Source organism: Caballeronia eucalypticola, from assembly GCF_047608185.1.
Taxonomy (GTDB): Bacteria; Pseudomonadota; Gammaproteobacteria; order Burkholderiales; family Burkholderiaceae; genus Caballeronia.
The window spans coordinates 67,590-93,322 of sequence record NZ_JBLKRU010000030.1 but is presented as its reverse complement, the minus strand read 5'-3'; the positions used below and the strand labels follow the sequence as shown (position 1 = coordinate 93,322).

At 60.3% G+C, this 25,733-nt stretch carries 27 protein-coding genes, 1 tRNA gene and 1 pseudogene; 14 read left to right on the top strand and 15 right to left on the bottom strand.

All coding sequences use genetic code 11. The annotated features are described in order from the left end of the window. The 4 genes and pseudogenes from ACMX25_RS28020 to cyoD all read left to right on the top strand — a co-directional run. A partial coding sequence (locus ACMX25_RS28020; RefSeq protein ID WP_414953243.1) for a transposase occupies window positions 1-350 on the top strand: 350 nt, incomplete at its 5' end. A gap of 6 nt (window positions 351-356) precedes the next feature. Then, window positions 357-1,127: pseudogene (locus tag ACMX25_RS28015) on the top strand (cbb3-type cytochrome c oxidase subunit I); the annotation flags it as partial. Further along, entirely contained in the window at window positions 1,127-1,735 is a 609-nt protein-coding gene (gene cyoC, locus ACMX25_RS28010; protein WP_414953242.1) for a cytochrome o ubiquinol oxidase subunit III, read from the top strand. The pseudogene ACMX25_RS28015 and the gene cyoC, both read left to right, overlap by 1 nt. Then, on the top strand, window positions 1,736-2,068 hold the full coding sequence (gene cyoD / locus ACMX25_RS28005; RefSeq protein ID WP_414953241.1) for a cytochrome o ubiquinol oxidase subunit IV: 333 nt from the start codon (window positions 1,736-1,738) through the stop codon (window positions 2,066-2,068). 224 nt (window positions 2,069-2,292) lie between these two features. Here the strand turns inward: cyoD and rpoH are convergent, their stop codons facing one another. Further along, the gene (rpoH, locus tag ACMX25_RS28000; protein ID WP_414953240.1) at window positions 2,293-3,228 is read right to left on the bottom strand and encodes an RNA polymerase sigma factor RpoH; all 936 of its coding nucleotides are present in this window, start codon (window positions 3,226-3,228) and stop codon (window positions 2,293-2,295) included. A gap of 385 nt (window positions 3,229-3,613) precedes the next feature. Here rpoH and ACMX25_RS27995 point away from each other — a divergent pair, with 385 nt between their 5' ends. Beyond that, window positions 3,614-4,180 carry an acyloxyacyl hydrolase gene (locus ACMX25_RS27995; RefSeq protein WP_414953239.1) on the top strand — a complete coding sequence of 189 codons (567 nt, stop codon included), beginning with the start codon at window positions 3,614-3,616 and terminating at the stop codon, window positions 4,178-4,180. Window positions 4,181-4,225: 45 nt separating this feature from the next. Beyond that, window positions 4,226-4,621, top strand: coding sequence for a nuclear transport factor 2 family protein (locus tag ACMX25_RS27990; RefSeq protein WP_299713707.1), 396 nt, complete (start codon window positions 4,226-4,228; stop codon window positions 4,619-4,621). 169 nt (window positions 4,622-4,790) lie between these two features. On the opposite strand, the gene leuA is transcribed toward ACMX25_RS27990, so the two are convergent. Further along, on the bottom strand, window positions 4,791-6,449 hold the full coding sequence (gene leuA, locus ACMX25_RS27985; RefSeq protein WP_414953249.1) for a 2-isopropylmalate synthase: 1,659 nt from the start codon (window positions 6,447-6,449) through the stop codon (window positions 4,791-4,793). 465 nt (window positions 6,450-6,914) lie between these two features. Continuing rightward, on the bottom strand, window positions 6,915-7,874 hold the full coding sequence (gene ybiB / locus ACMX25_RS27980; RefSeq protein WP_414953238.1) for a DNA-binding protein YbiB: 960 nt from the start codon (window positions 7,872-7,874) through the stop codon (window positions 6,915-6,917). Between the two features lie 362 nt (window positions 7,875-8,236). On the opposite strand from ybiB, the gene ACMX25_RS27975 reads away from it, so the two are divergent. The 3 genes from ACMX25_RS27975 to ACMX25_RS27965 are packed head-to-tail and all read left to right on the top strand — an operon-like array spanning window position 8,237 to window position 10,209. Then, on the top strand, window positions 8,237-8,935 hold the full coding sequence (locus ACMX25_RS27975; RefSeq protein WP_414953237.1) for a fumarylacetoacetate hydrolase family protein: 699 nt from the start codon (window positions 8,237-8,239) through the stop codon (window positions 8,933-8,935). Window positions 8,936-8,956: 21 nt separating this feature from the next. Next, the gene (maiA, locus tag ACMX25_RS27970; protein WP_414953236.1) at window positions 8,957-9,601 is read left to right on the top strand and encodes a maleylacetoacetate isomerase; all 645 of its coding nucleotides are present in this window, start codon (window positions 8,957-8,959) and stop codon (window positions 9,599-9,601) included. Beyond that, window positions 9,598-10,209 carry a LysE/ArgO family amino acid transporter gene (locus ACMX25_RS27965; RefSeq protein WP_414953235.1) on the top strand — a complete coding sequence of 204 codons (612 nt, stop codon included), beginning with the start codon at window positions 9,598-9,600 and terminating at the stop codon, window positions 10,207-10,209. The genes maiA and ACMX25_RS27965 overlap by 4 nt, the downstream gene beginning before the upstream one ends. 64 nt (window positions 10,210-10,273) lie before the next feature. On the opposite strand, the gene ftsY is transcribed toward ACMX25_RS27965, so the two are convergent. Further along, entirely contained in the window at window positions 10,274-11,608 is a 1,335-nt protein-coding gene (gene ftsY, locus ACMX25_RS27960; RefSeq protein WP_414953234.1) for a signal recognition particle-docking protein FtsY, read from the bottom strand. A gap of 380 nt (window positions 11,609-11,988) precedes the next feature. Here ftsY and rsmD point away from each other — a divergent pair, with 380 nt between their 5' ends. The 3 genes from rsmD to ACMX25_RS27945 all read left to right on the top strand — a co-directional run bounded on the left by rsmD (window position 11,989) and on the right by ACMX25_RS27945 (window position 13,715). Then, on the top strand, window positions 11,989-12,678 hold the full coding sequence (gene rsmD, locus ACMX25_RS27955) for a 16S rRNA (guanine(966)-N(2))-methyltransferase RsmD (RefSeq protein WP_414953233.1): 690 nt from the start codon (window positions 11,989-11,991) through the stop codon (window positions 12,676-12,678). A 189-nt stretch (window positions 12,679-12,867) separates the two neighbouring features. Further along, window positions 12,868-13,371, top strand: coding sequence for a pantetheine-phosphate adenylyltransferase (coaD, locus tag ACMX25_RS27950; RefSeq protein ID WP_299713726.1), 504 nt, complete (start codon window positions 12,868-12,870; stop codon window positions 13,369-13,371). An 86-nt stretch (window positions 13,372-13,457) separates the two neighbouring features. After that, window positions 13,458-13,715: a YfhL family 4Fe-4S dicluster ferredoxin gene (locus ACMX25_RS27945; protein WP_414953232.1), complete on the top strand. Its 258-nt coding sequence runs from the start codon at window positions 13,458-13,460 to the stop codon at window positions 13,713-13,715. A gap of 20 nt (window positions 13,716-13,735) precedes the next feature. Here the strand turns inward: ACMX25_RS27945 and hisC are convergent, their stop codons facing one another. From hisC to ACMX25_RS27905, 8 genes are all read right to left on the bottom strand, one after another. Next, window positions 13,736-14,800, bottom strand: coding sequence for a histidinol-phosphate transaminase (gene hisC / locus ACMX25_RS27940; protein WP_414953231.1), 1,065 nt, complete (start codon window positions 14,798-14,800; stop codon window positions 13,736-13,738). A gap of 63 nt (window positions 14,801-14,863) precedes the next feature. Next, a complete protein-coding gene (gene pth / locus ACMX25_RS27935; protein WP_414953230.1) occupies window positions 14,864-15,472 on the bottom strand; it encodes an aminoacyl-tRNA hydrolase in 609 nt (202 codons plus the stop codon). 143 nt (window positions 15,473-15,615) lie between these two features. Then, window positions 15,616-16,245, bottom strand: a complete 630-nt coding sequence (locus ACMX25_RS27930) for a 50S ribosomal protein L25/general stress protein Ctc (RefSeq protein WP_414953229.1) — start codon at window positions 16,243-16,245, stop codon at window positions 15,616-15,618. Window positions 16,246-16,399: 154 nt separating this feature from the next. Beyond that, complete coding sequence (locus tag ACMX25_RS27925; protein ID WP_158937177.1) at window positions 16,400-17,353, bottom strand: ribose-phosphate pyrophosphokinase; 954 nt, start codon at window positions 17,351-17,353, stop codon at window positions 16,400-16,402. 48 nt (window positions 17,354-17,401) lie between these two features. After that, window positions 17,402-17,478, bottom strand: a tRNA-Gln gene (locus ACMX25_RS27920). 55 nt (window positions 17,479-17,533) lie between these two features. After that, window positions 17,534-18,454 carry a 4-(cytidine 5'-diphospho)-2-C-methyl-D-erythritol kinase gene (gene ispE, locus ACMX25_RS27915; RefSeq protein ID WP_414953228.1) on the bottom strand — a complete coding sequence of 307 codons (921 nt, stop codon included), beginning with the start codon at window positions 18,452-18,454 and terminating at the stop codon, window positions 17,534-17,536. A 21-nt stretch (window positions 18,455-18,475) separates the two neighbouring features. Beyond that, entirely contained in the window at window positions 18,476-19,087 is a 612-nt protein-coding gene (gene lolB, locus ACMX25_RS27910) for a lipoprotein insertase outer membrane protein LolB (RefSeq protein WP_414953248.1), read from the bottom strand. Between the two features lie 20 nt (window positions 19,088-19,107). Further along, window positions 19,108-20,976, bottom strand: coding sequence for a tetratricopeptide repeat protein (locus ACMX25_RS27905; protein ID WP_414953227.1), 1,869 nt, complete (start codon window positions 20,974-20,976; stop codon window positions 19,108-19,110). Between the two features lie 85 nt (window positions 20,977-21,061). On the opposite strand from ACMX25_RS27905, the gene mutM reads away from it, so the two are divergent. Further along, window positions 21,062-21,892 carry a bifunctional DNA-formamidopyrimidine glycosylase/DNA-(apurinic or apyrimidinic site) lyase gene (mutM, locus tag ACMX25_RS27900; protein WP_414953226.1) on the top strand — a complete coding sequence of 277 codons (831 nt, stop codon included), beginning with the start codon at window positions 21,062-21,064 and terminating at the stop codon, window positions 21,890-21,892. 4 nt (window positions 21,893-21,896) lie between these two features. Further along, window positions 21,897-22,955: an A/G-specific adenine glycosylase gene (mutY, locus tag ACMX25_RS27895; protein WP_414953225.1), complete on the top strand. Its 1,059-nt coding sequence runs from the start codon at window positions 21,897-21,899 to the stop codon at window positions 22,953-22,955. A gap of 7 nt (window positions 22,956-22,962) precedes the next feature. On the opposite strand, the gene ACMX25_RS27890 is transcribed toward mutY, so the two are convergent. The 3 genes from ACMX25_RS27890 to hprK all read right to left on the bottom strand — a co-directional run bounded on the left by ACMX25_RS27890 (window position 22,963) and on the right by hprK (window position 25,616). Continuing rightward, window positions 22,963-23,595: an LON peptidase substrate-binding domain-containing protein gene (locus ACMX25_RS27890; RefSeq protein WP_414953224.1), complete on the bottom strand. Its 633-nt coding sequence runs from the start codon at window positions 23,593-23,595 to the stop codon at window positions 22,963-22,965. A gap of 34 nt (window positions 23,596-23,629) precedes the next feature. Continuing rightward, a complete protein-coding gene (rapZ, locus tag ACMX25_RS27885) occupies window positions 23,630-24,526 on the bottom strand; it encodes an RNase adapter RapZ (protein WP_414953223.1) in 897 nt (298 codons plus the stop codon). A gap of 121 nt (window positions 24,527-24,647) precedes the next feature. Then, entirely contained in the window at window positions 24,648-25,616 is a 969-nt protein-coding gene (gene hprK / locus ACMX25_RS27880) for an HPr(Ser) kinase/phosphatase (protein ID WP_031357600.1), read from the bottom strand. Window positions 25,617-25,733 lie beyond the last annotated feature (117 nt).

Below are 25,733 nucleotides of genomic sequence, written 5' to 3'. Positions count from 1 at the left end.
CGTTGACTCACCATGTCACGAGCTCATCTATCAAAGGCGGCGCTGTCATTGAGTTCCTCGAGCTCATCGCCCTGCAGGGCGATGAGCGTCCGACCGTGGTGGTACTCGACAACGCTTCGATCCATCATGCCATTGAACCTGAAGTGCATGAGCGCTGGCTACGTGAGCATCGCATGCAACTGTTCTATCTGCCGCCATACAGTCCCGAACTCAATCTCATCGAGATCGTCTGGAAGCAGGCCAAATACCATTGGCGTAACTTCGTCACCTGGACGAAGGAAACCATCGACGACGAAGTTCGCAGCCTGCTCGGTGCGTACGGCACCAAATTTCAAATCAATTTCGCCTGAACACTTAACAGCCTGTTCCTGATCGCTCACTTCCATAACGCGATTATCGGTGGCGTGGTGTTCGGGTATCTCGCCGGCTTCACCTACTGGTTCCCGAAGGCGTTCGGTTTCAAGCTGAACGAAACGCTCGGCAAGTGCGCGTTCTGGTGCTGGTTCGTGGGCTTCTGGACTGCGTTCATGCCGCTGTACGTGCTGGGTTTCATGGGCGCGACGCGCCGCATGAATCACTACGACACGCCGGGCTGGCAGCCGTACATGGTCATCGCTTTCGTTGGTGCGTTGATCATCTTGCTGGGCGTTGTGTTCCAGATCGCTCAGGTCGTTGTCAGCGTCGTGAAGCGGAATTCGCCTGCGTACAAAGACGTTACCGGCGACCCGTGGAACGGCCGCACGCTTGAATGGGCGACCAGTTCGCCGCCGCCCGTCTATAACTTCGCAGTCGTGCCGGTGGTCCATGAACTCGACGCCTTCGCACACATGAAGGAACGCGGCCGTACGCGCCTTGCGCGCGAGGATTATCGCGACATCCACATGCCGCGCAATACAAGCGCCGGTTTGGTTATCGGCTTGTTCAGCCTGGCGATTGGTTTTGCGTTGGTCTAGCACATCTGGTGGCTCGCCATCGCGGGTCTGCTGGGCGTGGTTGTCACGCTGATCCTTCGTAGCTACGACGGCGACATCGACTACACCATTTCCGCCCAAACCGTCGCCGGCATGGACGGCACGCCGACGCCCACGACGCCAGCGCGGACGCAAGATCTGCAGGAGGCACTGTAATGTTGCAAAAGACTATCCCACTGGATCTACCGGGATCGCACGATGACCACGGCGCGTCGAATACGGTGCTGGGGTTCTGGGTGTACCTGATGACCGACTGCATTATCTTTGCGTCGCTATTCGCCGTGTTCGCTGTCATGGGCCATCAGTTCGCGGGCGGCCCGACCGGTCAGGACCTGCTCGAGCTTCCGCTCGTCATGCTGGAAACTTCCATCCTGTTGGTGAGCAGCATCACGTTCGGCTTTGGCATGCTAGCCGCTCAGAAGGGCAAGTCGGCTGCGCTGCTGGCGTGGCTCGGCGTTACGTTCCTGCTCGGCGTGGTGTTTATCGCGCTGGAAATCCACGAGTTCAGCACGCTGCTCGCGCAGGGTTACGGCCCTGACCGCAGTGCGTTTTTGTCCGCGTTCTTCACGCTGGTCGCGACGCACGGTTTGCACGTAGCCGTTGGCCTGATCTGGATGGTGGTCCTGGCGGTGCAGGTGATCGGCAACAAGAAGATCACCCCACGCGATCTGACGCGCCTCACGTGTCTCAGCCTTTTCTGGCACTTTCTGGACATCGTGTGGATCTGCGTCTTTACCTTTGTTTATCTGACGAGCGTCGTATAAATGGCAAACGCACATTCAATCGATACCGGCGCGGGCCACGGCAGCGTGCGCTCGTATGTCATTGGCTTCGTCCTGTCGGTCGTGCTGACGGCCGCAGCCTTCGGACTGGTCATGCAGCAGATGTTTGGGCCGACAGAATCGATCATCGCCATCGCGGTGCTCGCATTCATCCAGATCCTCGTGCATCTGGTGTTTTTCCTGCACATGAACACCTCTTCGTCGCAACGATGGAATCTGCTCTCGCTCGCATCCGCCGTGCTGGTGGCGGTGATCCTTATCGGCGGGACGTTGTGGGCGCTCCATAACGTCGGAGCGCACATCATGTCGCGCTGAGTTCGCAGAGAGTCTTTGCTGACTTGACGCATGGCGGCGCTAGAGGGAAACCTCTGGCGCCGCTTTTTTTGTTGGTGGCAGCAGGCCGACGGTCAGGTCCATTCGAGCAGGCAAAGAAAAGCCCGCCGTCTTGCGACGGCGGGCTTTCAGGTTTTCACCAATTCTTCGATACATAGAGCCTGGGCGCCGCCAAAACTCAGCGGCAAACCCAAAGCCCTAAACGCTTAAGCGTACTCGTGCAGCGCCGTGCGCATTTTCTTCATTGCGCTGGCTTCGATCTGACGAATCCGTTCAGCCGACACGCCAAACTCGTCCGCGAGTTCATGCAGCGTCTTGCCGCCCGAGCCGTCGTCTTCCACTTCGAGCCAACGCGCCTGAACGATCCGGCGGCTGCGTTCGTCGAGCGATTCGAGCGCGGTCGACAACCCTTCGCTTTGCAGCTTGTCGAACTGGCGCGACGCCAGCACGTTGGTCGGCTCGTTGTGCGAGTCGGCCAGATACGCGATAGGTGCGTACGATTCCTCGCCGTCGTCGATCTGACCTTCCAGCGCGATGTCGCCGCCGGAAAGACGCGTTTCCATCTCGGAAACTTCCTCGCGCTTCACATTCAGCTCTTTCGCCAGGTTATCGACCTCGTCCGGCGTGAACGCGTTGTGTCCGGTCTTGTGGCTGCGAAGGTTGAAAAACAGCTTGCGCTGCGCCTTCGTGGTCGCCACTTTCACCGTGCGCCAGTTACGCAGGATGTACTCGTGAATCTCAGCCTTGATCCAGTGCATGGCATACGACACCAGCCGCACGTTCTGTTGCGGATCGAAGCGTTTGACGGCTTTCATCAAGCCGATATTGCCTTCCTGAATCAGGTCGGCATGGGGCAGCCCATAACCCAAATAATTGCGGGCAATCGATACCACCAGCCGCAGGTGCGACAGCACGAGCTGACGAGCGGCATCCAGGTTGTCGTTGTCACGGAATTCGGTGGCGTACTGACGTTCTTCCGACGGCGTTAGCATCGGAATCCGGTTGACAGCCGAAATGTAGGCGTCGATGTTGCCGATCTGGCCGGTCAACATGGACGACTGCGCAAACGTCAGCGCACCTGCCGAAGCGGCCTTGGCCGGCGCCGAGTGTCCAGTATTCGGGAGGGTCATCGCATTGGTCACGCTGGTGTGCTCCTTATCAACAAAAAACCCGATGAAAAACCGGGTCTAGCAGGATATTAGCACTCTGCTATTTCGAGTGCTAAAGATTAGAGGGGCGATATGTGGGCAAGTTCCCATACGCTATTAGAATCGTTCCTCCAATAGCTTATAAGCGTTTTCCCTGATTGTTGCAAGATGCGAAACGCTTCCTCCGTCAAACTTACCGAAAGAAATTTGAAAGTTTTCGCACGAATTACCCGTCATTCAGGATTCGACGAAACTTAATTCCGTGTTTTCGCCATTCAGCAGAACTCTTCTGAGCACATTTTTGAGACCGTCTCTAAAATGGCGATTTGCTGCGACTGCGGCACGCCCCGTCTTGTGAGAATCCAGCCCCGGAGTATTCATGCAGAAGAACAAAAGTGTCTGGCAAAAGCGCTTTTCCTACGGTGCCTTGTTTGGTGCGCTCGTTTTGGCTTCGGCCACCGCCCGCGCCGATCAATTCGGTTTGCAGATCGCTGGCGGAGTGGCCGACCACGATGTCCGGAAGGCCGATGTCGGCGCAGTCTGGGATCCCAACTGGACGTGGTGGGAAATCGGCGGTTTCCACTTCACGGTTGTGGGCGAAGCGCACGTGGCCTACTGGGATATCCGCGAAAGCCAGGCATCGCATCCGGGCATCTGGGAATTCGGCTTTACGCCGGTGTTCCGGTTCATCAAGAGCTCGGGATGGATCCGGCCCTACGTGGAAGCGGGCGTTGGCGTGCGACTCCTGTCGCATGTCCGCGAGACCGAGACGCGGACCTTCTCCTCGTCCTTCCAGTTCGCCGATATGGTGGGCGTCGGCGCTCAATTCGGGGCGCACCAGAACTATCAGGCGGGCTTCCGGTTTCAGCATTTATCCAACGCCGGTTTCGAACACCCGAATCCTGGTATAAATTTCAGCCAGATATATTTGCAATACAACTTCTGACGGGGACCGCGTCCATCGGTTCCTCAAGCGCGCGAGGAATCGACGATGCCGGCACAACCCATCGACACGCCCATTGAGGCAATCCGTGAACTCGAGCGCGACCGTTTCCGCGCGATGGTCGACGGTGACGGCGAATTGCTGGACGCGCTGCTGGCGGAAAATGCCAGCTACGTTCATACCAATGGCAAACGCGAGACGAAGCGGCAGTTTATCGATGCCATCACCGCGGGGCGCCGGCGTTATCGGCAGATCGAGATCCAGTCGCAGGAGTTGATGCCGGGCGGGCGGGACACGTGGATCGTGTATGGGCGAGCGTTGCTCGAGATGGAGTCGAAGAACGGCGCGCTGTTGTTTCCGATCGCGTACACCGCCATTCACATTCAAGTCGATGGGCAATGGCAGTTGCTCGCGATGCAGGCAACACGCGTGGCGCTGGATTAGCACCGCTTCGACACCGTTCGGTTGGGCGTCGCGGTTCGGCTGGCGGGCCGGCGCCTTGTGAGCGGCAGCCGTCATGTCGACACCGGTTGTCGTGTTTTATCGCCTGCTTCGCGAGTTTCCCTCTGTCATTCAACTACTCGGCTATGCTTTCCAGAAAAGCTGAAGGTCCTCACGCAGCTACCGCTTCGCTTTCCATTTCCTTGCGCCCTGCCCAGCGCACGCGATTTGCCGCGCTGACGATGGCATCGGCGACTGCCTGAGCCGCGTTCGCATGCACGGCGACGCCGAACCGCATCGCTTGATCGCCAATCCGGCAGCCAACGAACACCGCCGTCTCACCTTTCGCGGTCGCGGCGGTTTCAAACGATGCCACCTCGATCGCGACACCCGCGACACTGGCAACCGCCGCGGCGACGGCTTGCGCGTGCGCTTCATCGGCGACCGCGGATACGGGCAGCTTCACGTGGCGTCCATCGAAATGCAGGGTTGATGCATCTGCTCGTGATGCCGGTCCTTGTGCGTCGAAGTATTCGCGCTTGAACAACGCGCAAATGGCTTCGCCGGACACTTCCGCGCCCGATGCATCGGCGACTTTCTGCACGGCATGGCTGAATTCGATCTGCACGCGGCGCGGCGGCGTAAAGCCCAGCCCGCGTTCAAGCAGAAACGTCGCGCCGCCTTTACCCGACTGGCTGTTCACGCGGATCACGGCGTCATAGCTCCGACCAAGGTCGGCAGGGTCGATAGGCAGATACGGCACGTCCCACACCGTACCCGTCTCACGCTGGGCAAAGCCCTTGCGGATAGCATCCTGGTGCGAGCCAGAGAAGGCCGTGAACACGAGATCGCCGGCATACGGATGACGCGGATGCACGGGAATCTGGTTGCAGCGCTCGACCACGCGGCGCACGCCATCGATATCGGAAAAATCCAGCCCTGGGTCAATGCCCTGCGTGTACAAATTCATCGCGAGCGTGACGAGATCCACGTTGCCGGTGCGCTCGCCGTTGCCAAAAAGACAGCCTTCGACGCGATCAGCGCCCGCGAGGATCGCAAGTTCCGCCGCAGCGACTGCCGTGCCGCGATCGTTATGCGGATGCACGGAGAGCACGATGCTGTCGCGATAACTCATGTTGCGATCCATCCACTCGACCTGATCGGCGAACACGTTCGGCATGGCCGCTTCTACCGTGGCCGGCAAGTTCACGATCATCTTGTGGTCGGGCGTGGGACGCCACATTTGCGCGACGGCGTCGCAGACTTCGCGGGAAAACGAAAGCTCGGTCATGCTGAACGTTTCCGGCGAATACTGATAGATCCAGTGGGTATCGGGGCGCGCGGCGGCGCACTCCTTGATGATGCGGGTTCCTTCTACAGCCAGCGCTTTGGTGTCTTCCTTGGACTGATTGAAGACGATCTTGCGAAACGACGGCGCAATCGCGTTATACAGGTGCACGATCACCCGGGGCGCGCCTTCCACTGCTTCAAACGTCCGCTCGATGAGTTCACGGCGCGACTGCACGAGTACTTCAATGGTGACGTCGTCGGGAACACGGTTTTCCACGATCAGCTTGCGCACGAAGTCGAAATCCGTCTGCGATGCCGACGGAAAGCCCACTTCGATTTCCTTGAAACCTACCGCTACCAGCATCTCGAAGAATTCGAGTTTGGCGTCAATGCTCATCGGGTCGATCAGCGCCTGATTGCCGTCGCGCAGATCGGTGCTCATCCAGATGGGCGCGCGCTCGATCGTGCGAGTGGGCCATCGGCGGCCGTTGAGGTTGACTTGGGGGAAAGGGCGGTATTTCTCGGAAGGGTTGCGCATCATCATCGTGGGCCTCGGCTGAACGCGTTGTACGCGTGAAAGCGCAGTCGTTGCGAGGCGGTCGAGCGGCCGGCGGCTTGCCGGCATCGTTCCAATGCGCGCTGTACAGGTTCGCGACGTCCCATGGCATGGGTAACGCCGGTGACGAACGTGAACGATGCAAAAGCAGCGTGCATGTGATCCTCGCGTTTTCGAACCGTGGATGAACGGACGAAAGCAGACGACTACGGGTGGTGAAAAGGGAACTGCAAAGGGGAACTACGAAACTGCGGAGGGGACCGCGCGCGGAACGCGCGGCGCCACGTTTAGCGACTTACGCTAGACGTAGCGATAGGGGCCGCGCTAGGCGGCCCTGGGTAATTCGAAGGGAGGGGAATTGGGCAAAGCTCATTGCTGCACATTAGCGTACGGCGTGCGCTTTTGTCAACAGCGACGGTTTCTCGACTGAAGAATGCCTTGGCGAACGCTCTAGCGCCTGACGATGTCAGCAATCAACTCCGCTTGGCGCGCGAGCGCGGGCGGAATGGGTGCTTCGCCGCGCAGTACGGTTTCGATCCAGCGGGCGGTGGTCGCGGCATCGAGCGCCTCGGGCAACGCCACCACGGGCGCGTCCGGCGAGGAGCGTTCCGGCGATATCAGCGTTTCCGCGTGGCCGTCGTGGAACCAGTCCACCTGCACTTGCCGGCGCGTGTCCGCGACCGCTTCGCCTTCCGTTCCGCGAGCGAGCAGGGCGCCGCCGGCGGCAGCGTCGGGATGTTCGGTGAACAGTCCCGTCAAGCTCTCGCGATACTCCGGATGGGTGTAGTTCACCAGCCGCAAACCGGGCTGCGCGAACGGCTGCAGGATCTTGACCAGCGTATGCGTGGAATTTCTCACGCCCATGATTCGCCGGATGGCGAGCAGGCGCGCGAGCTTGGGTGCGAGCACGGCGATCGGCGCGAACGCGAGGCGCCGCGAGGCGAGGCTGTCTTCGATTTCATCGTGGGAAGTGGCTTCGGGAATGCCCAGTTCGGCGAAAATCGCGGCGCTCGTGACGCGGCCGGGATCAGTCGTGACGCCATGCACGAGCACCGGCACACCGTCCCGCGCGAGCAGCATCGCCAGCAACGGGGTCAGGTTGGGTTGTTTGCGCGCGCCGTTATAAGTGGGGATGGAAACGGGCCGCGCGTGATCGCGGCCATTCTGGATATGCAGCGGTTCGAACGAGCGATGCGCGGCGGCCAGCATCGCGGCCAGCTCCGCGGCAGTCTCGCCTTTCACGCGATACGCCAGCAACACAGCACCGAGTTCGAGATCGGAGACGCGGTTGTCGAGCATCGCTTCGTAGAGGGCGTAGGTGTCCTCGCGGGTCAGCGCTCGCGCGCCGTTTGGCCCGCGGCCGATTTCCTTGATGAAACGGGCGCACGGGAAAGGAGCTGTGTCGGTCATTGATTGGTCTGAGTAGCCGGTTTGCAAACGGGGTGAATCGTCTTGTACACCCGTGTGCGCCCGTTTGCACGATGGGCCGCTGCAAGTCTGGAAATACAGGAATCACATTCAGTACCGCATTTGAGCCGGGCTTGCAAGTCGCGGTGCTGCCTGGCGGCGGCTTTCGGGACGCTTGCCTGCGCGTTTGTTCGATGATCGCAGCTTGGGACAGGTCACGGGAATTGCGGACCTGACCGCGTGCTTTATTACGTAATGTCCTGGGGCACATAGGCCGTTCGGGCGAATCGCGATGCGCAACCGCGCACGTTAAACTTGAGGTTCAGGTCGATGCTTCAATACTTCATCAATCAGGAGAGAACGCAATGAGTCACGTATTTGCTCCGGCGCCCGCGGTCGCGGTGCCTGTTGTCGGTTCCAGCGACCAGTTTCCTGTTCGCCGGATTTATTGCGTCGGCCGGAACTACGAGGCGCATGCACGCGAGATGGGACACGACCCGGATCGCGAACCGCCGTTTTTCTTCGGCAAGCCCGCCGACGCCGTGCTGTACGTCGCGCCCGGCGCGACCGGCGAATTCCCTTATCCGTCGCAGTCCAAGAACGTCCACTTCGAGATGGAACTCGTGGCGGCGATCGGCAAGCAAGGCAAGGACATCCCCGCTGAGAAAGCGCTCGATTACGTGTATGGCTACGCGCTCGGTCTCGACATGACGCGCCGCGACCTGCAAGCCGAAGCAAAAAAACTGGGCCGTCCGTGGGACACGGCCAAGGGCTTCGATCATTCGGCTCCGCTGGGTCCTATTCATCCCGTCGCGAAGGTCGGGCATCTGGAAAAAAGCGCGATCTGGCTCACCGTCAACGGTGAAGAGAAGCAGCGATCGGACGTCTCGCAACTGATCTGGTCGGTGGGCGACACCATCGCGTATCTCTCCACGCTATTCGAGCTGTTCCCAGGTGACCTGATTTTCACGGGCACGCCTGAGGGCGTCGGCGCCGTTCAAAAGGGCGACCTGATGAAGGGCGGTGTCGACGGAATCGGAGAGTTTTCCGTGCGCGTGGTCTGAGCATAAAAACGGAGGGGACTCATGAAGCTATACAGCTATTTTCGTAGCTCGGCGGCGTACCGGGTGCGCATCGCGCTGAATCTCAAGGGGCTCGCGTATGAGTACGCGCCGATCCATCTTCTGCGCGATGGCGGGCAACAACTGAAGCCGGATTATCGCGAGCTGAATCCCGACGGCATCGTGCCGACGTTTATCGACGGTGACAACATACTCACGCAGTCGCTTGCGATCATCGAATATCTGGACGAGACGCATCCCGAGCCGGCGTTGCTGCCGGGTACGCCATTGGATCGCGCGTTTGTTCGTTCGGTCGCGCTTCAGATTGCGTGCGAGATTCATCCCGTCGACAACTTGCGCATTCTGAAGTATCTGAAGCACACGCTGAAGGTTGGCGATGAAGCGAAAGACACGTGGTACCGGCATTGGCTGGAGTCGGGATTCGAGTCGCTTGAAAAGCGGCTCGCGAATGACTCGCGCGTGGGCAAGCTGTGTTTCGGTGATGCTCCGACGCTCGCGGATCTGTGCCTCGTGCCGCAGGTGTACAACGCGCGGCGTTTTAACCTCGATATGAGCCGTTATCCGACGATCGAACGTATCGCCGATCACGCTGCGCAAATCGATGCGTTCGCGCGCGCCGCGCCCGGGCAACAACCGGACGCCGAATGACGACAGCTGTTTTTCTATCCGGCGCCGGGCTTGGCGCAAGTCTGATTATCGCGATTGGGGCTCAAAACGCTTTTGTCTTGCGGCAAGGATTAAAACGGCGGCACGTAGGCTGGGTCGTTTTTATCTGCGCGCTGATCGACGTATTGCTGATCGGGTTTGGCATTGGCGGGATGGGCGCACTGATTGCGCGAGCGCCCGTGATGCTTGGGGTGATTCGATGGGCGGGCGCGGTGTTTTTGTTCTTGTACGGCGCGCGAGCTTTTCACGCGGCGTGGAAGGGACCCGGACATTTGCAGGCCGAGAACGGCGAATCGCAAACGGTGGCAAAAGCGGTAACAACGGTGCTCGCTTTATCGCTGCTGAATCCGCACGTTTATCTCGATACCGTCGTCCTGCTCGGCGGCATTGGTGCGCGTTACGGCTGGCCGGGGAATGTATGGTTTGCCGCGGGGGCAATGTGTTCATCGATCATCTGGTTCACCACGCTCGGGTTCGGCGCGCGCTTGCTCCAGCCTTTGTTCGAGAAAGATGTCTCGTGGAGAGTGCTCGATGTGATCGTGGGGATTGTGATGTGGTGGATTGCGGCAGCGCTAGTTCTGTCCCGATAGCGCGTGAGCGCGGTCTGGCTGAACGCCAGGCCGCGGCATCGGGTTAACTGGCTTAACTTCCCTGCTAACTTCCGAGCAATGCGTCGGCGAATTCATCGGCGCTGAAGGGCTGCAAGTCCTCTACTTTCTCGCCCACGCCAATGAAGTACACAGGGATCGGCCGTTGCCGCGCAATGGCCGCGAGAATGCCGCCCTTCGCAGTGCCATCGAGTTTGGTCACGATCAAACCCGTCAAGCCGAGCGCATCGTCGAAAGCCTTCACTTGAGCGAGTGCGTTCTGGCCCGTGTTTGCATCGATGACCAGCAGCACTTCGTGCGGTGCATCCGGTTGCGCTTTCGCAATCACGCGCTTCACCTTGCGCAGTTCTTCCATCAGGTGAAGCTGCGTCGGCAGGCGGCCGGCCGTATCGGCCATCATCACGTCGATCTTGCGGGCACGCGCGGCGCCGACTGCATCGAAGATCACGGCGGCTGCATCGCCGCTTTCCTGCGATACCACCGTCACGTTGTTGCGTTGACCCCAAACCGTGAGCTGTTCACGTGCGGCAGCGCGGAAGGTGTCGCCGGCGGCCAGTAACACGGACTGGTCGAAGCGCTGTAAATGCTTGGCCAGCTTGCCAATGCTCGTCGTCTTGCCCGCACCGTTCACGCCGGCGATCATCATCACGAGCGGTTTGGCGCGACCGAGCATCAGCGACTTCTCGAGCGGCCGCAACAGCTCCGCGAGCAGTGAGCGAAGCGCGGCCTTGACCTGCATCGAATCGGTGAGCCGTTCACTGCGCACTTTTTCCCGCAGCGCTTCGAGCAGGTATTCGGTGGCATCGACACCGGCGTCCGACATCAGCAACGCCGTTTCGAGCTCCTCGTACAAATCCTCATCGATCTTTGCTCCGACGAAAATCCCCGTCAGGCCCGAACTCGTCTTCGATAAGCCCGTCTTCAGGCGCGTGAGCCATGAACGCTTTGCGTTTTGTTCCGGCTCGGGCGGCGGCACGATCACGACGGTTTCAGCCGGCGCCTTCCACTGCGATGCCGTGCGGCCTTGCCAATAGGGCTTGGATTCCGCGCTCGCTGGCGAGGCCGATTGAGCGATTGGCGCGGGCGTTCCTTCAGCCGCTACACCGGGAGCGTCTGCAGGCGCCGGATCAGCCGGGCGCGCCGGCCGGTCAAGCGATTCCAAAGCCCGATCCGACGCCGCAACGCCTTCCCGCGCGGTTTCCACGGGCTGAGCGGGTGTGACAGGCGTGCTGGCGTGCCGGAGCCCTTCTGCGGGCTCGAGATGCACTTCAGCGCCGGCCTCGCCTCCGTTTTCCTCGGGCGCATCGGTATCCGTATCGATATCAGTCTGGGTATCGTTATCGGCTGATTTGCCTACTAATCGTTTGAAAAAGCTGAACATGGTCTGCAGTGGTGGGGGTGGCGCGTTTTATCGATGCCATCGCGACCGCGTTGCTGCGTTGAACGAGCGAACAACACGAACAACACGAACAACGCAAACGCAAAGGTGGCGATAGCTGCCGTGCCGCGAAAAACCGCCGAAAACAGCGGAGAGAGCCGGGCGAATGCGCAAAAAAGCCAAAGAAACGTATTTTATCAGCCGTCACCGATTGTAGTGCCTGGCAGGGTGGCGAACCCCTGCATCGGGCGCGTCGAGGCTGTGGTAACGTGCCCGCATCGGCGCACACGAATTGTTGCAAACCGATCACGTTGTCACCCGGCCCGCGCGGGTCATCGCGCCGCCTCTACCCACGCAGTACGCACCACGTCCCACGCACGTCCATGTCCCGTTCCTCGATCACCCGCACATTAGAGCGAAATCCCGAGCGAAATCGCGAACGCAGCCCCGAGCGAACCGCCGAGCGCGCGCCGAAAGTCCGCGAAGCCGCGCCATCGCGCGGCGGCAAGGCGCATTCCATTCGTATTATCGGTGGCGAGTGGAAACGCACGCCACTGCCCGTTCTGAGTCTGGACGGCCTGCGTCCGACGCCGGACCGGGTGCGTGAGACGCTGTTCAACTGGCTAGGCCAGTCGCTCGATGGCAAGCGTTGCCTCGATCTATTTGCCGGTAGCGGCGCATTGGGCTTCGAAGCTGCGTCGCGCGGCGCGTTGCGCGTGCTGATGGTGGAACGCAGCGGCCGCGCGGTGGCGCAACTAAAGGCGAATCAGACGCGCCTGGCCGCGAAAAACATCGAAATTGTGGAGGCGGATGCGCTGCGGCTCGCTGCGGGCCTCGCACCGAATACCTTCGATGTCGTCTTCCTCGACCCTCCATTTGGGGACGCCGCCATGCTCCAGCGCGCCGTCGAACTGGCCGTGCCGCTGGTGTCGCTGGGCGGTGCACTGTATATCGAAGCAGGTGAACCCGTCGATCCGAGGCAAACGCCGGCATTGTCCGGATGGGCGATTACCCGCGAAGGCAAGGCTGGCGCGGTCCGCTATCATTTGCTGCGGCGCGAAAATGAGGAATAATGCGCGTTCCCAAATGCGTGGCCGGGCAATGTCCTCCAACTGTGGACGCGGCTTAATGCCCATGGCGGATGTAGCGGACTTCAAGGACGATGCGGTATCGGAAGCGCTTTTTGGTCTTGTCGATACCGCCAGCGGCCCAATCTGCAGCGAAAGATGTACCAGAAGAAGGTTCAGAAGAGGAGATGCTCCATGGTTGTAGCCGTTTATCCCGGAACGTTTGACCCACTCACGCGCGGTCACGAAGACCTCGTGCGACGTGCATCGAGTATTTTCGATACGCTGGTGGTTGGCGTCGCCGATAGCCGCAACAAGAAGCCGTTCTTCAGTTTGCAGGAACGGCTGGATATAGCGCATGAGGTGCTGGGCCATTATCCGAACGTACAGGTGATGAGCTTCAAGGGGCTACTTAAGGATTTCGTGCGCAAGAACAATGCGCGCGTGATCGTGCGGGGCTTGCGTGCGGTTTCCGACTTCGAATACGAATTCCAGATGGCGGGCATGAACCGTTATCTGCTGCCCGACGTCGAAACGATGTTCATGACGCCGTCGGATCAATATCAATTCATCTCGGGCACGATCGTGCGCGAGATCGCGCAACTCGGCGGCGATGTCTCCAAGTTTGTTTTCCCCTCAGTGGAAAAGCGCTTGCAGGACAAAGTCGGTCCGATCGCGCAAGACCCAACGGTGCCGTGAGCGTTTTAGCTGCTCACCAAGCGCGCTCATTCAGAGCGCGCGGGCACCGAAAAGCCGGCTGAGATGCCGGGCGAAGAGAGTAAAGCATGGCCCTGTTTATTACCGATGAGTGCATCAACTGCGACGTGTGCGAGCCCGAGTGCCCGAACGACGCCATCTCGATGGGTATCGACATCTACGTGATCGACCCGAACAAGTGCACCGAATGCGTCGGCCACTACGACGAACCGCAATGCCAGCAAGTGTGCCCGGTGGACTGCATTCCACGCGACCCGGCGCATGAGGAAAACGCCATCCAGCTGATGGCGAAATATCACGGATTGATGAAAGCGAAGGGCGCTTGATTTAGCGTCTCAGGCTGTCCTTAGAGCAGCGCGCGCAGCGCTGCCAGCAGAGCGTCGCAGTCGGCATCGGTGCCAACCGTAATCCGCAGATGCTGATCGATTCGCGGCACCTTGAAATGCCGCACGAAAATCTCCTTCTCCTTCAGGCGCGCCGCTAGCGTGGCGGCATCGTGTTCCGGATGGCGTGCGAAAACGAAATTCGCCGCCGACGGAACCACATCGAAGCCCAACGCCTCCAGGTCCGCCGTCAGCCGCTCGCGGCTAGCGATAACCTTTGCACAGGTTTCGCGAAACCAGTCGTCGTCTTCAACGGCCGCGATCGCGGCGACCTGCGCCAACCGGTCGAGCGGATAGGAATTGAAGCTGTCCTTCACACGCGTCAGCGCCTCGATCAACGCTTCGTTCCCGAGTGCGAACCCGACCCGCATGCCCGCCAGTGAACGGGCTTTCGACAACGTCTGCACGACCAGCAGATTCGGATTTTCATCGATAAGCGCCACCGCCGATTCCGCGCCGAAATCCACATACGCCTCATCGATAACAACAACCGAATCCGGATTCGCCGCGAGCAAAACCTTGATCTCGGCGAGTGGCAACGCGCGGCCCGTCGGCGCGTTCGGGTTGGGCAGCAGCACGCCACCGTTGGGCGCGCGGTAGTCGTCCACATCAATGCCGAAGTCTGCGTTGAGCGGTATCACGTCGACCGCTACGCCGTATAACTGAGCGTAGACGGGATAAAAGCTGTACGTGATATCGGGGAAACGGATTGGCTTGTTGTGCTTGAGCAGCGCCTGGAACGTGTGCGCGAGAACCTCGTCCGACCCATTGCCGACAAACACTTGTTCCACGCGCAAACCGTGATGCTGCGCGATAGCCGCGCGCAACGCATGCGCTGTCGGGTCGGGATATTTGCGGAGCGAGTCGCCGTCGTCGCCGAGTTCACGCCGGATTGCCTCGACTACGTGAGGTGAGGGCGGATAGGGATTCTCGTTCGTGTTGAGCTTCACGGGACGCGCGAGCGCGGGTTGTTCGCCCGGCACATACGGCGTCAGCTTATTGACGATATCGCTCCAGAAACGGCTCAAGATTCGCTCCTCAATTGTTCCCGATGTCCTCGCGGGACGGGGTGCTGCGGTTACGGCTATCGGTTAAGGCTGCGCGTTGCGATGCAGGTTCATCATCGCACGCTCCATACCGTCGTTGAGCGCGATCGGCATGACGGCAAGCGCGCGTTCAATCGATGCATCGATTACATCCTGCTCTTCGCGGCGCGGCGGCTTCAGCACGAAATTCGCGACATCCGGCTTCGCGCCCGCCCGCGACGCTTCGGGAATCAGATCACGCGGATGCCCGATACCAATCCGCAAGCGCCAATACTGCTGCACCGACAAATGCGCGGAGATGTCCTTCAGGCCATTGTGCCCGCCGCTGCCGCCGCCGAGCTTCAGTTTCACCGTGCCAGGCGGCAAATCGAGTTCATCGTGCGCGACCAGGATCTCATCCGGCAGGATCTTGAAGAACTGCGCTACGGCCACGACCGATTGCCCCGACCGGTTCATGAAGGTCTGCGGTTCGAGCAGATGAATCTCCTGGCCATTAAGCCGGCCGCGCCCATAGTGACCGTGAAACCGGCGTTCGTCCCGCAGCGATGCACCCGCATCGCGCGCCAGTTGGTCGACGAACCAGAAGCCGGCGTTGTGGCGGGTCGCGGTGTATTCAGCGCCCGGATTGCCGAGCCCGACGATCAGTTTGATCATGTTCAATCTTGGCGGCGTAGCGACTTCAACCGCACCGGAAAAAGGCCATAAAAAAACCCGCCGGAGCAGAGCAACGGCGGGTCACTTCGTCCGCTCTTACGGGCGGACCCGAGCGGACTCAAGCGGACAGGCTTTAGGCAGACTTACGCAGCCGGCTTGTCGCCGTCGCTCGGAGCAGCAGCGCCCGAAGCAGCTTCGTCAGACACGACCGCAGCCGGGATGGTCGCCGAAGCGATCACCGGATTTTCTGCTTCGAGGTGAGCGATCAGCGCCACGCCCTTCGGCAAAACGATGTCCTTCACGTGCAGCGTGTGACCGGCTTCAATTTTCGCCAGATCGAGTTCGACGAATTCCGGCAGATCGGCCGGGAGGCATTCGATTTCGAGTTCGTTCAGAACGTGCGAGATAACCGCGCCGCCGATCTTCACGGCCGGATTCGTTTCCTGGTTCAAGAAGTGGACCGGAACCTTGGTGTGCAGCTTCTTCTTCGAATCGACGCGTTGGAAGTCAACGTGCAGAACCATTTGCTTGAACGGATGGTATTGCACATCGCGCAGCAGAACCTGTTGCGTCTTGCCTGCCACTTCCAGTTCGAGGATCGACGAATGGAAAACTTCTTTCTTCAGCGCGTGCCAAAGGGCGTTGTGATCGAGCTCAACAGCCAGAGCCTCAGCGTTCGCGCCATATACGATACCCGGCGTCTTGCCCGAGTTACGCAGGCGGCGGCTCGCACCCGTACCTTGCAGATTGCGCTCAAAAGCGACTACTTTCATGATTCAACTCCATAATCTGCCCGCGACCAGGCAGTGAAAACGGGGCTGTCCGCAAGTCGCGTTCAGCCCCAGAGCAGCGGTTCAGGCCTTCGTTCGCCTGAACCGATTACGCTGTTCAGCAGAGGTTTGATCCTCTGCTGAACAGCAAATACTTTTAACCTTCCGCGAACAGCGACATGACCGAGTCGCCGCGACGAATACGCGAGAACGTTTCAGCCAGCAATCCCGCGCTCGACAGAATACGAACCTTGGTACAGGCACGTGCTTCTTCGGAGAGGGGGATTGTGTCGGTAACGACGAGCTCGTCGAGTTCCGATGCTGCAATCCGCTCGCCCGCGCCGCCGGACAGAACCGGGTGCGTGGCATACGCAAACACTCTCGTCGCGCCGCGTTCCTTCAAAACCTGTGCTGCCTTGCAGAGCGTGCCGGCGGTGTCGACCATGTCATCCATGATCACGCACGTGCGGCCTTCCACTTCACCAATGATGTTCATCACTTCAGCGACGTTCGCCTTCGGGCGACGCTTGTCGATGATCGCGAGATCGGTGTTCAGTTGCTTCGCCAAGGCCCGGGCGCGGATCACGCCGCCCACATCGGGCGACACCACCAGCAAGTTTTCGTAGTTCTGCTTGCGCAGATCGCCGAGCAGCACGGGCGTAGCGTAGATGTTGTCGACCGGGATGTCGAAGAAACCTTGAATCTGGTCGGCGTGGAGGTCCATGGTAATGACCCGATCCACACCGGCAATTTCCAGCATGTTCGCCACGACCTTCGCCGAGATAGCGACGCGGGCCGAACGGGGCCGGCGATCCTGACGGGCATAACCGAAGTACGGGATAGCTGCAGTGATCCGGCCAGCAGATGCGCGCTTGAGCGCATCGACCATGATCATGAGTTCCATCAACGTGTCGTTGGTCGGGGCGCAGGTGGACTGCAACACGAACACGTCTTTGCCGCGCACGTTCTCCTGGATCTCGACCATGATTTCGCCGTCTGAAAAACGGCTCACCATTGCCTTGCCAAGAGGAATCCCAAGGATTTTGACGACTTCCTGAGCAAGCGCGGGATTCGCGTTGCCAGTGAATACCATCAGGCCGTCACTGCTCATCGTGCACCTGTTTCTTGGCTGGGGCGAGAGGGAAAACGCGAGAAATTATGGCAGGGGAAGAAGGATTCGAACCTTCGCATGCTGGAATCAAAATCCAGTGCCTTAACCAACTTGGCGACTCCCCTACACTAACTTTGAGTCTTGCCGGGCAGTGTAGGACAAACCCGTCAAAACGAAACTTTACGACGCGAAAGTGAAGAGAGGATGCGAATCCAGACTTTCGGTCACTTTGCTTTTCCAGCTTGCTGGGAGTTTGGCTTGCGCCATCTCAGCTTCGGCTTTGCTACGAAAAGCGGCAAACACGCTCGCTCCAGATCCGGTCATTCGCGCAGGTGAAAGATTCGAAAACCACTCAATCACCTTAGCTACCTCCGCGTACTTCTCAACCACAACTGCCTGCATATCATTTCGGCCGAAGCTGTCAGGCCAATCTGCGTCAGAACTATGTTGTGCAAGGAAGTCCGTAATTGTGAGGACTTTTGAGTCCCTCGTCAACCCTTTCTCTGAAAAAATCGCAGCGGTTGGAACATGCACCGCAGGAGTCACCACCAGGAAAAAACGCTTCGGCAGATTGACGACCTGCAGCGCCTCGCCCACGCCCTCAGCAAAAGCATTTTGCCCGAAGACGAAAAACGGCACATCGGCACCCAGTTTCAGCGCCAGATCCTGCAATGCTTGTCGCGATAAATCCAGGCCCCACAAGTGATTCAGCGCAAGCAGCGTAGTCGCGGCGTCAGAACTGCCACCGCCGAGACCGGCGCCCATAGGCAGTATTTTATCAATTTCTATGTCTACGCCAAGGGGGGTGCCCGTTGTCGAATGCAGCAGACGCGCAGCACGTACGACAAGGTCATCGGCTTCCGGCACGCCGGGAACGTCGGTTTTGCGGGCGATCACGCCGTCGTCGCGACGGGTGAAGTGCAGCAGGTCGCCCCAGTCGAGCAACTGGAATACCGTCTGAAGCGCGTGATAACCGTCCGGACGACGTCCGGTGATATGCAGGAACAGGTTGAGCTTGGCCGGCGCGAGGCAATTGCGCAGGGAAGCGTCGGCCGGCGGGCGCAGCGGCGCCCGCAATGAACCCGGTTGAGGTGACGACATGCTTATAAGTTGCGGAAAACGTTACTGGTCGAGGACGAGCTTGATCTCGAGCGGAGGTTCGGCGCGCGACAGATTCACGCGCTTTACGCCAGTGGCGGGCGCGTCGGCGTAAGCCAGGTAGTCGATGGTCCAGCCGTCCTGCTTGATTTCCTTCAGGCGGCCGTTTTCCGACGATGAATCCATGGTCGTGCGTGCCCGCGAGGTTGGCGCAGGCGATGGCTGCAGCCAGTATCGCAAGCCTTCCACCGGCAGCGCGAACCCGAGGGTGTTGCTCATCAGCTGGGAGACGTTATCGGCGGTCTGCGGGTCGCGGTTCGGCAATTCGAGCGTGGCCGACGACGGAGACGACGTCACGATAGCCAGCGTTTGCCCAAGCGGATTGCGCAATTGGAGCGTGACGGTGTCTCCGGTTTCCTGCCAGTCGAAGTTGCCGTACGCGTTGCGTTGCTGACCGGTCTGGTCGTCGTACTGGACTGCGAACCGCCCGTGATATGCCCGGCTGGTCTGCGCGGTCACCGCGGTTGCTGCGTTCGATGTACTCGGCACCCGGGGTTTGATCGCGCACCCCGACGCCACCACCACACCCGCTGCCATTAGCGCCAACGCACCGCGACGCGCGCGCTGGCCACCCATGAAATTCGTTGCAATCAAGTTCAAAGGTCGTTCACCTGGAATCGTTTGAGCGTTTTCACCAATGTGTCGTTGCCCGGTTCGAGCTTTTGCGCCTGACGCCATGTATTGCGCGCCTGATCCTGCTGCCCTGACTTCCACTGCACTTCGCCCAGATGAGCGCCAATTTCGGCGTTCGGCTGCAGGTCGTAGGCTTTCTTCAGGATGCTGGCCGCTTCCGCCTGATTACCCATCCGATACTTCGCCCAGCCGAGGCTGTCCATGATGAACGCATCGTTCGGCGCAAGCGACACCGCCTTCTCGATCAACTTCTCTGCCTCGTCCAGACGCTCGTTGCGATCGACGAGCGAGTAGCCCAGCGCGTTGTACGCTTGCGCGTTGTCCGGCTGCTGTTTCATCAGCTTGCGCAACTGCGTTTCCATGACGTCGTAATGGCCGTTCTTTTCAGCCGCCATGGCATAGTCGTAGGCAATGTCCGGGTCATCGGGGAAAGCCGCTGACGCCTTCGCCAACGCCGCTTCCGCTTCCGGGTACCGCTGCGCCTGGAACAGCATGGCGGCGTCGGTACGGGCGAGCAGCGCCAGATCGCGCGGATCCGATGTCTGCAGGCTGCCAAGCAATTGACGCGCTTCGTCGACCTTGCCGTGCGAGGCGAGGATCTGCGCGCGCGTGACCTGCGCCGGCAGATACTGCTGGCTCGCGCGCGGAATCTTGTCGAGCCACTGGTTCGCAGCTACGTCGTCCTTCTTTTCCAGCGACAACTGCGCGAGATAGATATAGGCCTGACCCGGATCGGCGTTCGGCGTGCTTTCAGCGGCGGCCGCGTACTGTTTCAGATAATCCTGCGCTTTGTCCGGCTGTTTCTTCTGAATGTTGATCAGCGCGAGCGCCATGAGTGGCGTCAGGTCTTTCGAATCGTTCTTGCGCATGATTTCGAACTGCTTCTGGGCGTCGTCGAGACGATCCGCCGACAGATACAGTTGCGCCAGCGCGAGCCGCGCGTCGTGCGACTTCGGATCCTTCTCGAGGTACTTCTCAAACGATGCAATGCCTTCGTTGCGCTCGTTCGGTCCCATGCGCGCCAGCGTCAACGCCGCAGGCAAATAGTCCGGCTTCAATTTCAGCGCTTGCTCAAGCGATGCCTTCGCACCTGGCAGGTCGTCGGCGGCAATTTCCTGCCGGGCGAGCGCCAGTTGCGTTTCCGGCCGGTCCAGATCGTTCTTGACCAGATCCTTCAGCACATTCAACCCGCCTACGCGATTCGGTCCGCGAGAGAGCAGGATTTGTAGCGAAAGGATGGCGTCGCCGCGCTGATCAGGCGGTACCTTCGCGAGCTCGGAGGTGAGGATCGGCTTGGCGTCGTCGGGCTTGCCGGAGAGGATCAGCAGCGACGCGCTCAACTGCGCCGCACGTTCCGAATTCGGCGAAAACTGCTGCCAGAGCTGGACTGCCGTTAGCGCGTCGTTGGGACTCTGTGCGGCGATCGCAATCTCGGTCGCGCGCTGCGCGAAGCGTGGATCGTGCGTGTCGCGCGCGAGGGCAAGATACGTCTGATAAGCGGGCGCTGCCTGATTGCGTTGCAAAGCGACTTCCGCCGCGAGCACCTGGAAGACGATCTGGCTGGACGCAGCCACATTCGGCAGGTCCTGTACTTCCTTGCCTGTGGGCGGTGCGGTGATCAGGTCCGCTGCGCTGATGGCCGATTGGTCGTCGTCAGGCGTCGGGAGTTGCGCGGGGCTCTGCGCGTAGGCAGGCGCCAGCGCAAACGCCGCCACCGCGAACGCCACTGCGGCCGCGAGCTTGCTCGGGTAGACCGGCTTACCGCGTGCGGCGCTCGTTTGAGCGGTCGCTGCACGCTGCTTCGAAAACAACTTTACGAAGGACAAGTTCATGGAAATCCGATCAATGTTTCAGTCGATTGTAACGCGCTCGCTACAATACGCGCACATCCCACAGCAAGTTACAGACCAGTAAAACATGCCAGAGTTGCCGGAAGTCGAAGTAACCCGACGCGGGATCGAACCGTTTGTTACCGGACGCCGGGTCGAGCGTGTCGATGTCCGGACACCGGCGCTGCGCTGGCCCATTCCGCCGCATCTCGCCAAAACGATGAAGGCGTTGAAAATCGACAAGGTCGAGCGGCGCGGCAAGTACCTGTTGTTCGAGACCTCTGAAGGCTGGCTGATCGTGCATTTGGGCATGACGGGGACGCTACGGGTATTGCGTAACGTGCCGCGGCCGCCGGATGCGGCGAAGCATGATCATATAGATGTGATCTTCGATGACTTCATTTTGCGCTTTCGCGATCCGCGGCGTTTCGGCGCAGTGCTCTGGCACGCGCGCGCAGACGGCGATGTCCTCGACCATCCGCTGCTGGCAGGCCTGGGCGTAGAGCCATTCACGCCCGAATTTTCCGGCGCGCTGATGTATCGTCAGACGCGCGGGCGCAAGGTGTCCGTGAAACAGGCGCTGCTCGCGGGCACGATGGTCGTCGGCGTGGGCAACATTTATGCGTCCGAGAGCCTGTTTCGCGCGGGCATCCGGCCGACCGTCGCGGCCGGCCGCGTTTCGCTCGTGCGCTACGATCTTCTCGCCGACGCCGTGCGTACAACCCTGGCCGCGGCGATCGAAAAGGGCGGCAGCACGTTGCGCGATTTCGTGGGCAGCAATGGCGAGTCCGGCTATTTCCAGCTCGATTATTTCGTCTATGATCGCGCGGGATTGCCCTGCCATGTTTGCGGAACGGCCATCAAACAAATCGTGCAAGGCCAGCGATCCACGTACTTTTGCCCGCGCTGCCAGCGTTAGTTCCATGCTCCAGCTCACCGACTTCTCCACGCGCCTGATCGCGTGGCAACGTGTTCATGGCCGTCACGACCTGCCATGGCAAAACACGCGCGATGCTTATCGGATCTGGTTGTCCGAAATCATGCTGCAGCAGACGCAGGTATCGACGGTGATTCCGTATTACGCGCGTTTTCTCGACCGTTTCCCCACCGTGAACGCGCTCGCTTTCGCGCCGCTCGACGACGTCATGGCGCTCTGGGCCGGCCTCGGCTATTACTCTCGTGCGCGAAATCTGCATCGATGCGCGTTTGTGGTGGCGACAGAGCACGGCAGCGAGTTTCCACGCGGGGTCGATGAGCTGGCAGAACTGCCGGGTATCGGGCGATCGACGGCGGCAGCCATTGCGTCGTTTGCGTTCGGCGCACGCGCGACGATTCTCGATGGCAACGTGAAGCGGGTGCTCGCGCGTGTGTTTGGTATCGACGGATTTCCGGGCGAAAAGCGCGTGGAAAATACCATGTGGACGCTGGCTGAATCGCTGCTTCCCGATGCCGCGCACAAGGACGATGTCACCGCGTACACGCAGGGCTTGATGGATCTGGGCGCAACGCTGTGCGTGCGCGGCAAGCCGGATTGCGCGCGCTGCCCGTTTGCCGCCGATTGCGTGGCGAACGTGACGGGACGGCAAAAGGAATTGCCGACGTCGCGCCCGAAAAAGACGGTGCCGACACGCAAGACCTGGATGCTGGTGCTGCAAGACGGCAATAGCGTCCTGCTTGAGAAGCGTCCGCCTACGGGCATCTGGGGCGGATTATGGAGCTTGCCTGAAGCACAGGACGAAGACGCGCTCGCCGCGGTTTCGCATAGCTTCGGCGGGTCTGCCGAGCTTCAACGGCTTACGCCCTTCACGCACACGTTCACGCATTTCAAACTGGATATTGAGCCGCGTCTTGGCCGAGCGAACGGTGTGCCCGACGCCGCCGATAGCAAGACCGTGTGGGCGCCGCTTGCGAATATCGACGCGTATGGCGTGCCCGCGCCAGTTCGCAAACTGCTCGATGCGCTGCAGGGCTCGCTGATTTAAAGCCGCTTCAAAGCAGCTGATGTTGCTGCATGTAGTGATGCACGACATCGATCCGCGCGGCCGCGTCTTCTAGCTCCATCAACTTTTGCCGGGCGCGCATGGGGATTGGCAGGATCTCGGATAAACGGTTGGATACCCACGTTGGATCATCGAGAAGGAAGGGCTCGGTGAAGGGCAGATCCTTCGGCTCGCGTGCCTTGATTGCATCGATGATCCGCTCCAGCACTTCCGCGCACGCGCCAAACTTCACCAAGGCTTCCGTGCCGTCCAGCGGCGTGTCGTCCCCGATCGTTTCCGCCACGCCCACGAGCAGATTGCTCGGCTCAACGCGATGCGACAACAGCCGAAAACGCGTCGTTCCCCGTGCCTGGACCAGCAGCATGCCGAACGTGTCCACGTCGCATTGTGTGATCTCGGCGAGGCAACCGATGTTCTCGGGCACCGACTGATCCCCCGGCGACGCAATTTCATTGCCGCTTTTCAACAGGCACACGCCGAACGGCGTACCTTCGCGCAAACACGCGCGCGCCATGTCGAGATAGCGGGCTTCAAAGATTTTCAGGGGAAGATGGCCGCCCGGAAACAACACGGTATGCAGCGGAAACAGCGGCAGGTCGGCGAGAAGGGGATTGGTGGACATCGCGCGCTTCTTTAAAAAGGCCGCCCGAAGGCGATCAGGTTTGCATGGGCGCGACGTGTCCATCGAGAGCGATGGGTGCGTCGCGATGCCGCACAATCACGTTGGCCTTGTCACCGAAGCGCGCGGCGAGCGCCTGGGCGATGAATACCGAGCGATGCTGGCCACCCGTGCAGCCGATTGCCACCGTCAGGTAACTACGGTTGTCGTCACGAAATTGCGGTAACCATTTAGCGATGAACGTGCCTACGTCGTCGATCATTTGGTGAACCATCGGCTGGGCGGACAAAAAGTCGATAACCGGTTTGTCCAGGCCCGTCAGCGGCCGCAATTCGTGATCGTAATAGGGATTCGGGAGCGTGCGGACATCGAAGACAAAATCGGCGTCGAGCGGCACACCGCGCTTGAATCCGAACGACTCGAACATCAGCGTCAACCCGGCCGTTTCCTGCTCGATAAAACTCTTCACCCACGCGCGCAACACGTTCGCCCGCAGATTGCTGGTGTCGATCTGGTGACCGAATTCGGCGAGCCCCGACACGAGTTCGCGCTCCCGTTCGATCGCTTCGCCCAACGACGTGAGCAGCCCCACGTCGGCGTCGTGGCCCGGCGAACCCGACAGCGGATGGCGGCGGCGGGTCTCGGAAAAACGCTGGATCAGCGACTGTGTACTTGCGTTCAGAAATAGGACGCGAAGGTCGAACGCTTGCGACAGATCTTTGATAATGGCGGGCACTTCGTCGAGCGACCGGCTCGACCGCGCGTCGATAGCAACAGCTAGACGTGCCTGCCCCTGGCTATTGAGATAGGCCGCGAGCTCAGGCAGGAAGCGCGGAGGCAGGTTGTCGACGCAATAGTACCCGGCGTCTTCGAGAGCGTTCAGGGCAACCGATTTGCCGGAGCCGGAAATACCCGTAATCAGAATAATGCGCATGAATAAGGACTCGTTCGCTCTAGGTAATCGCACGCAAAAGACGCAGCACGCAAAGCCCGCAAAAATCGGGTCCGGGCGGTGGCCGAACGCTCGATGCCGCCGGTCCAGCCATCTCAACCGGTCAGATCAGCTTGCCGGGGAACTGGCTTTCGGGGTCCTGCATCGCGAGGCGCTGACGATCCATGAAGTCGCGCAAGGTATCGATACCGCGCAATTGCAGGATCGTGTTCCGCACAGCAGCTTCAACCAGCACGGCCAGATTCCGGCCGGCCGCCACCTGGATAGTCACTTTGCTGATCGGCAGGCCGAGCACGTCGACCGCCTGGCTTTCGAGCGGCAAGCGCTGAAATTCACCGTCCGGACGACGCACAAGTTGAACGATCAACTTGAGCTTCATTTTCCGCCGAACGGCGGTTTCCCCAAAGATGGTCTTGATATCAAGCAGCCCGAGGCCGCGGACTTCCAGCAAGTTCTGCAGTAGCGGCGGGCATCTGCCTTCGACAAAATCCGGTCCGAGGCGCACAAAGTCTACGGCGTCGTCAGCGACAAGACCGTGACCGCGGCTGATCAACTCAAGCCCGAGTTCGCTTTTACCGAGACCGGAATCGCCGGTCAACAGGACGCCCATGCCGAGGATGTCGAGGAACACGCCGTGCAAGGTGGCGCGCGGAGCAAGGATCCGCGACATATAGAGCCGCAGGCTGTCGATCACGGCTGCCGCCGACATGCGGGTGGTGAAGAGCGGCGTGGACGAGCGCGTGCAGCGCAGGACCAGTTCAGGCGGCGCGCCGACTTCGCCTGCCACCACCAGAAACGGCGGTTCCAGCGCGATCAGTTCGGCCATGTTGCGTGAGCGGTCTTCGTCGGACTGACGCTGGTAGTAGGTGATTTCGGCGTCGCCGAGCACCTGGATACGGTTGGGGTGAATCAGGTTCAAGTGCCCCACGAGGTCGGCGCTTGACGTTGCATTGGCAACGGTTTCGGTCGAAAAGCCGCGCTCCCAGCCTTCGTGTCCCGTCAGCCAGCTCAGTTTCAGCGCGGCCGCGTTATCGTCGAAAATACTCTGGGCGTTGATGCTGGACGTATCCATGAGGGCCGGAACTCCGAGAGAGGCCGCGAGCATGGGGCAATTGAAGAGCCGGGTTGGTCTCTTCAATGCTCCGCTCAATAGGACTGATTGTGCGCTAGAAGGGCCGCCGACGCGAGA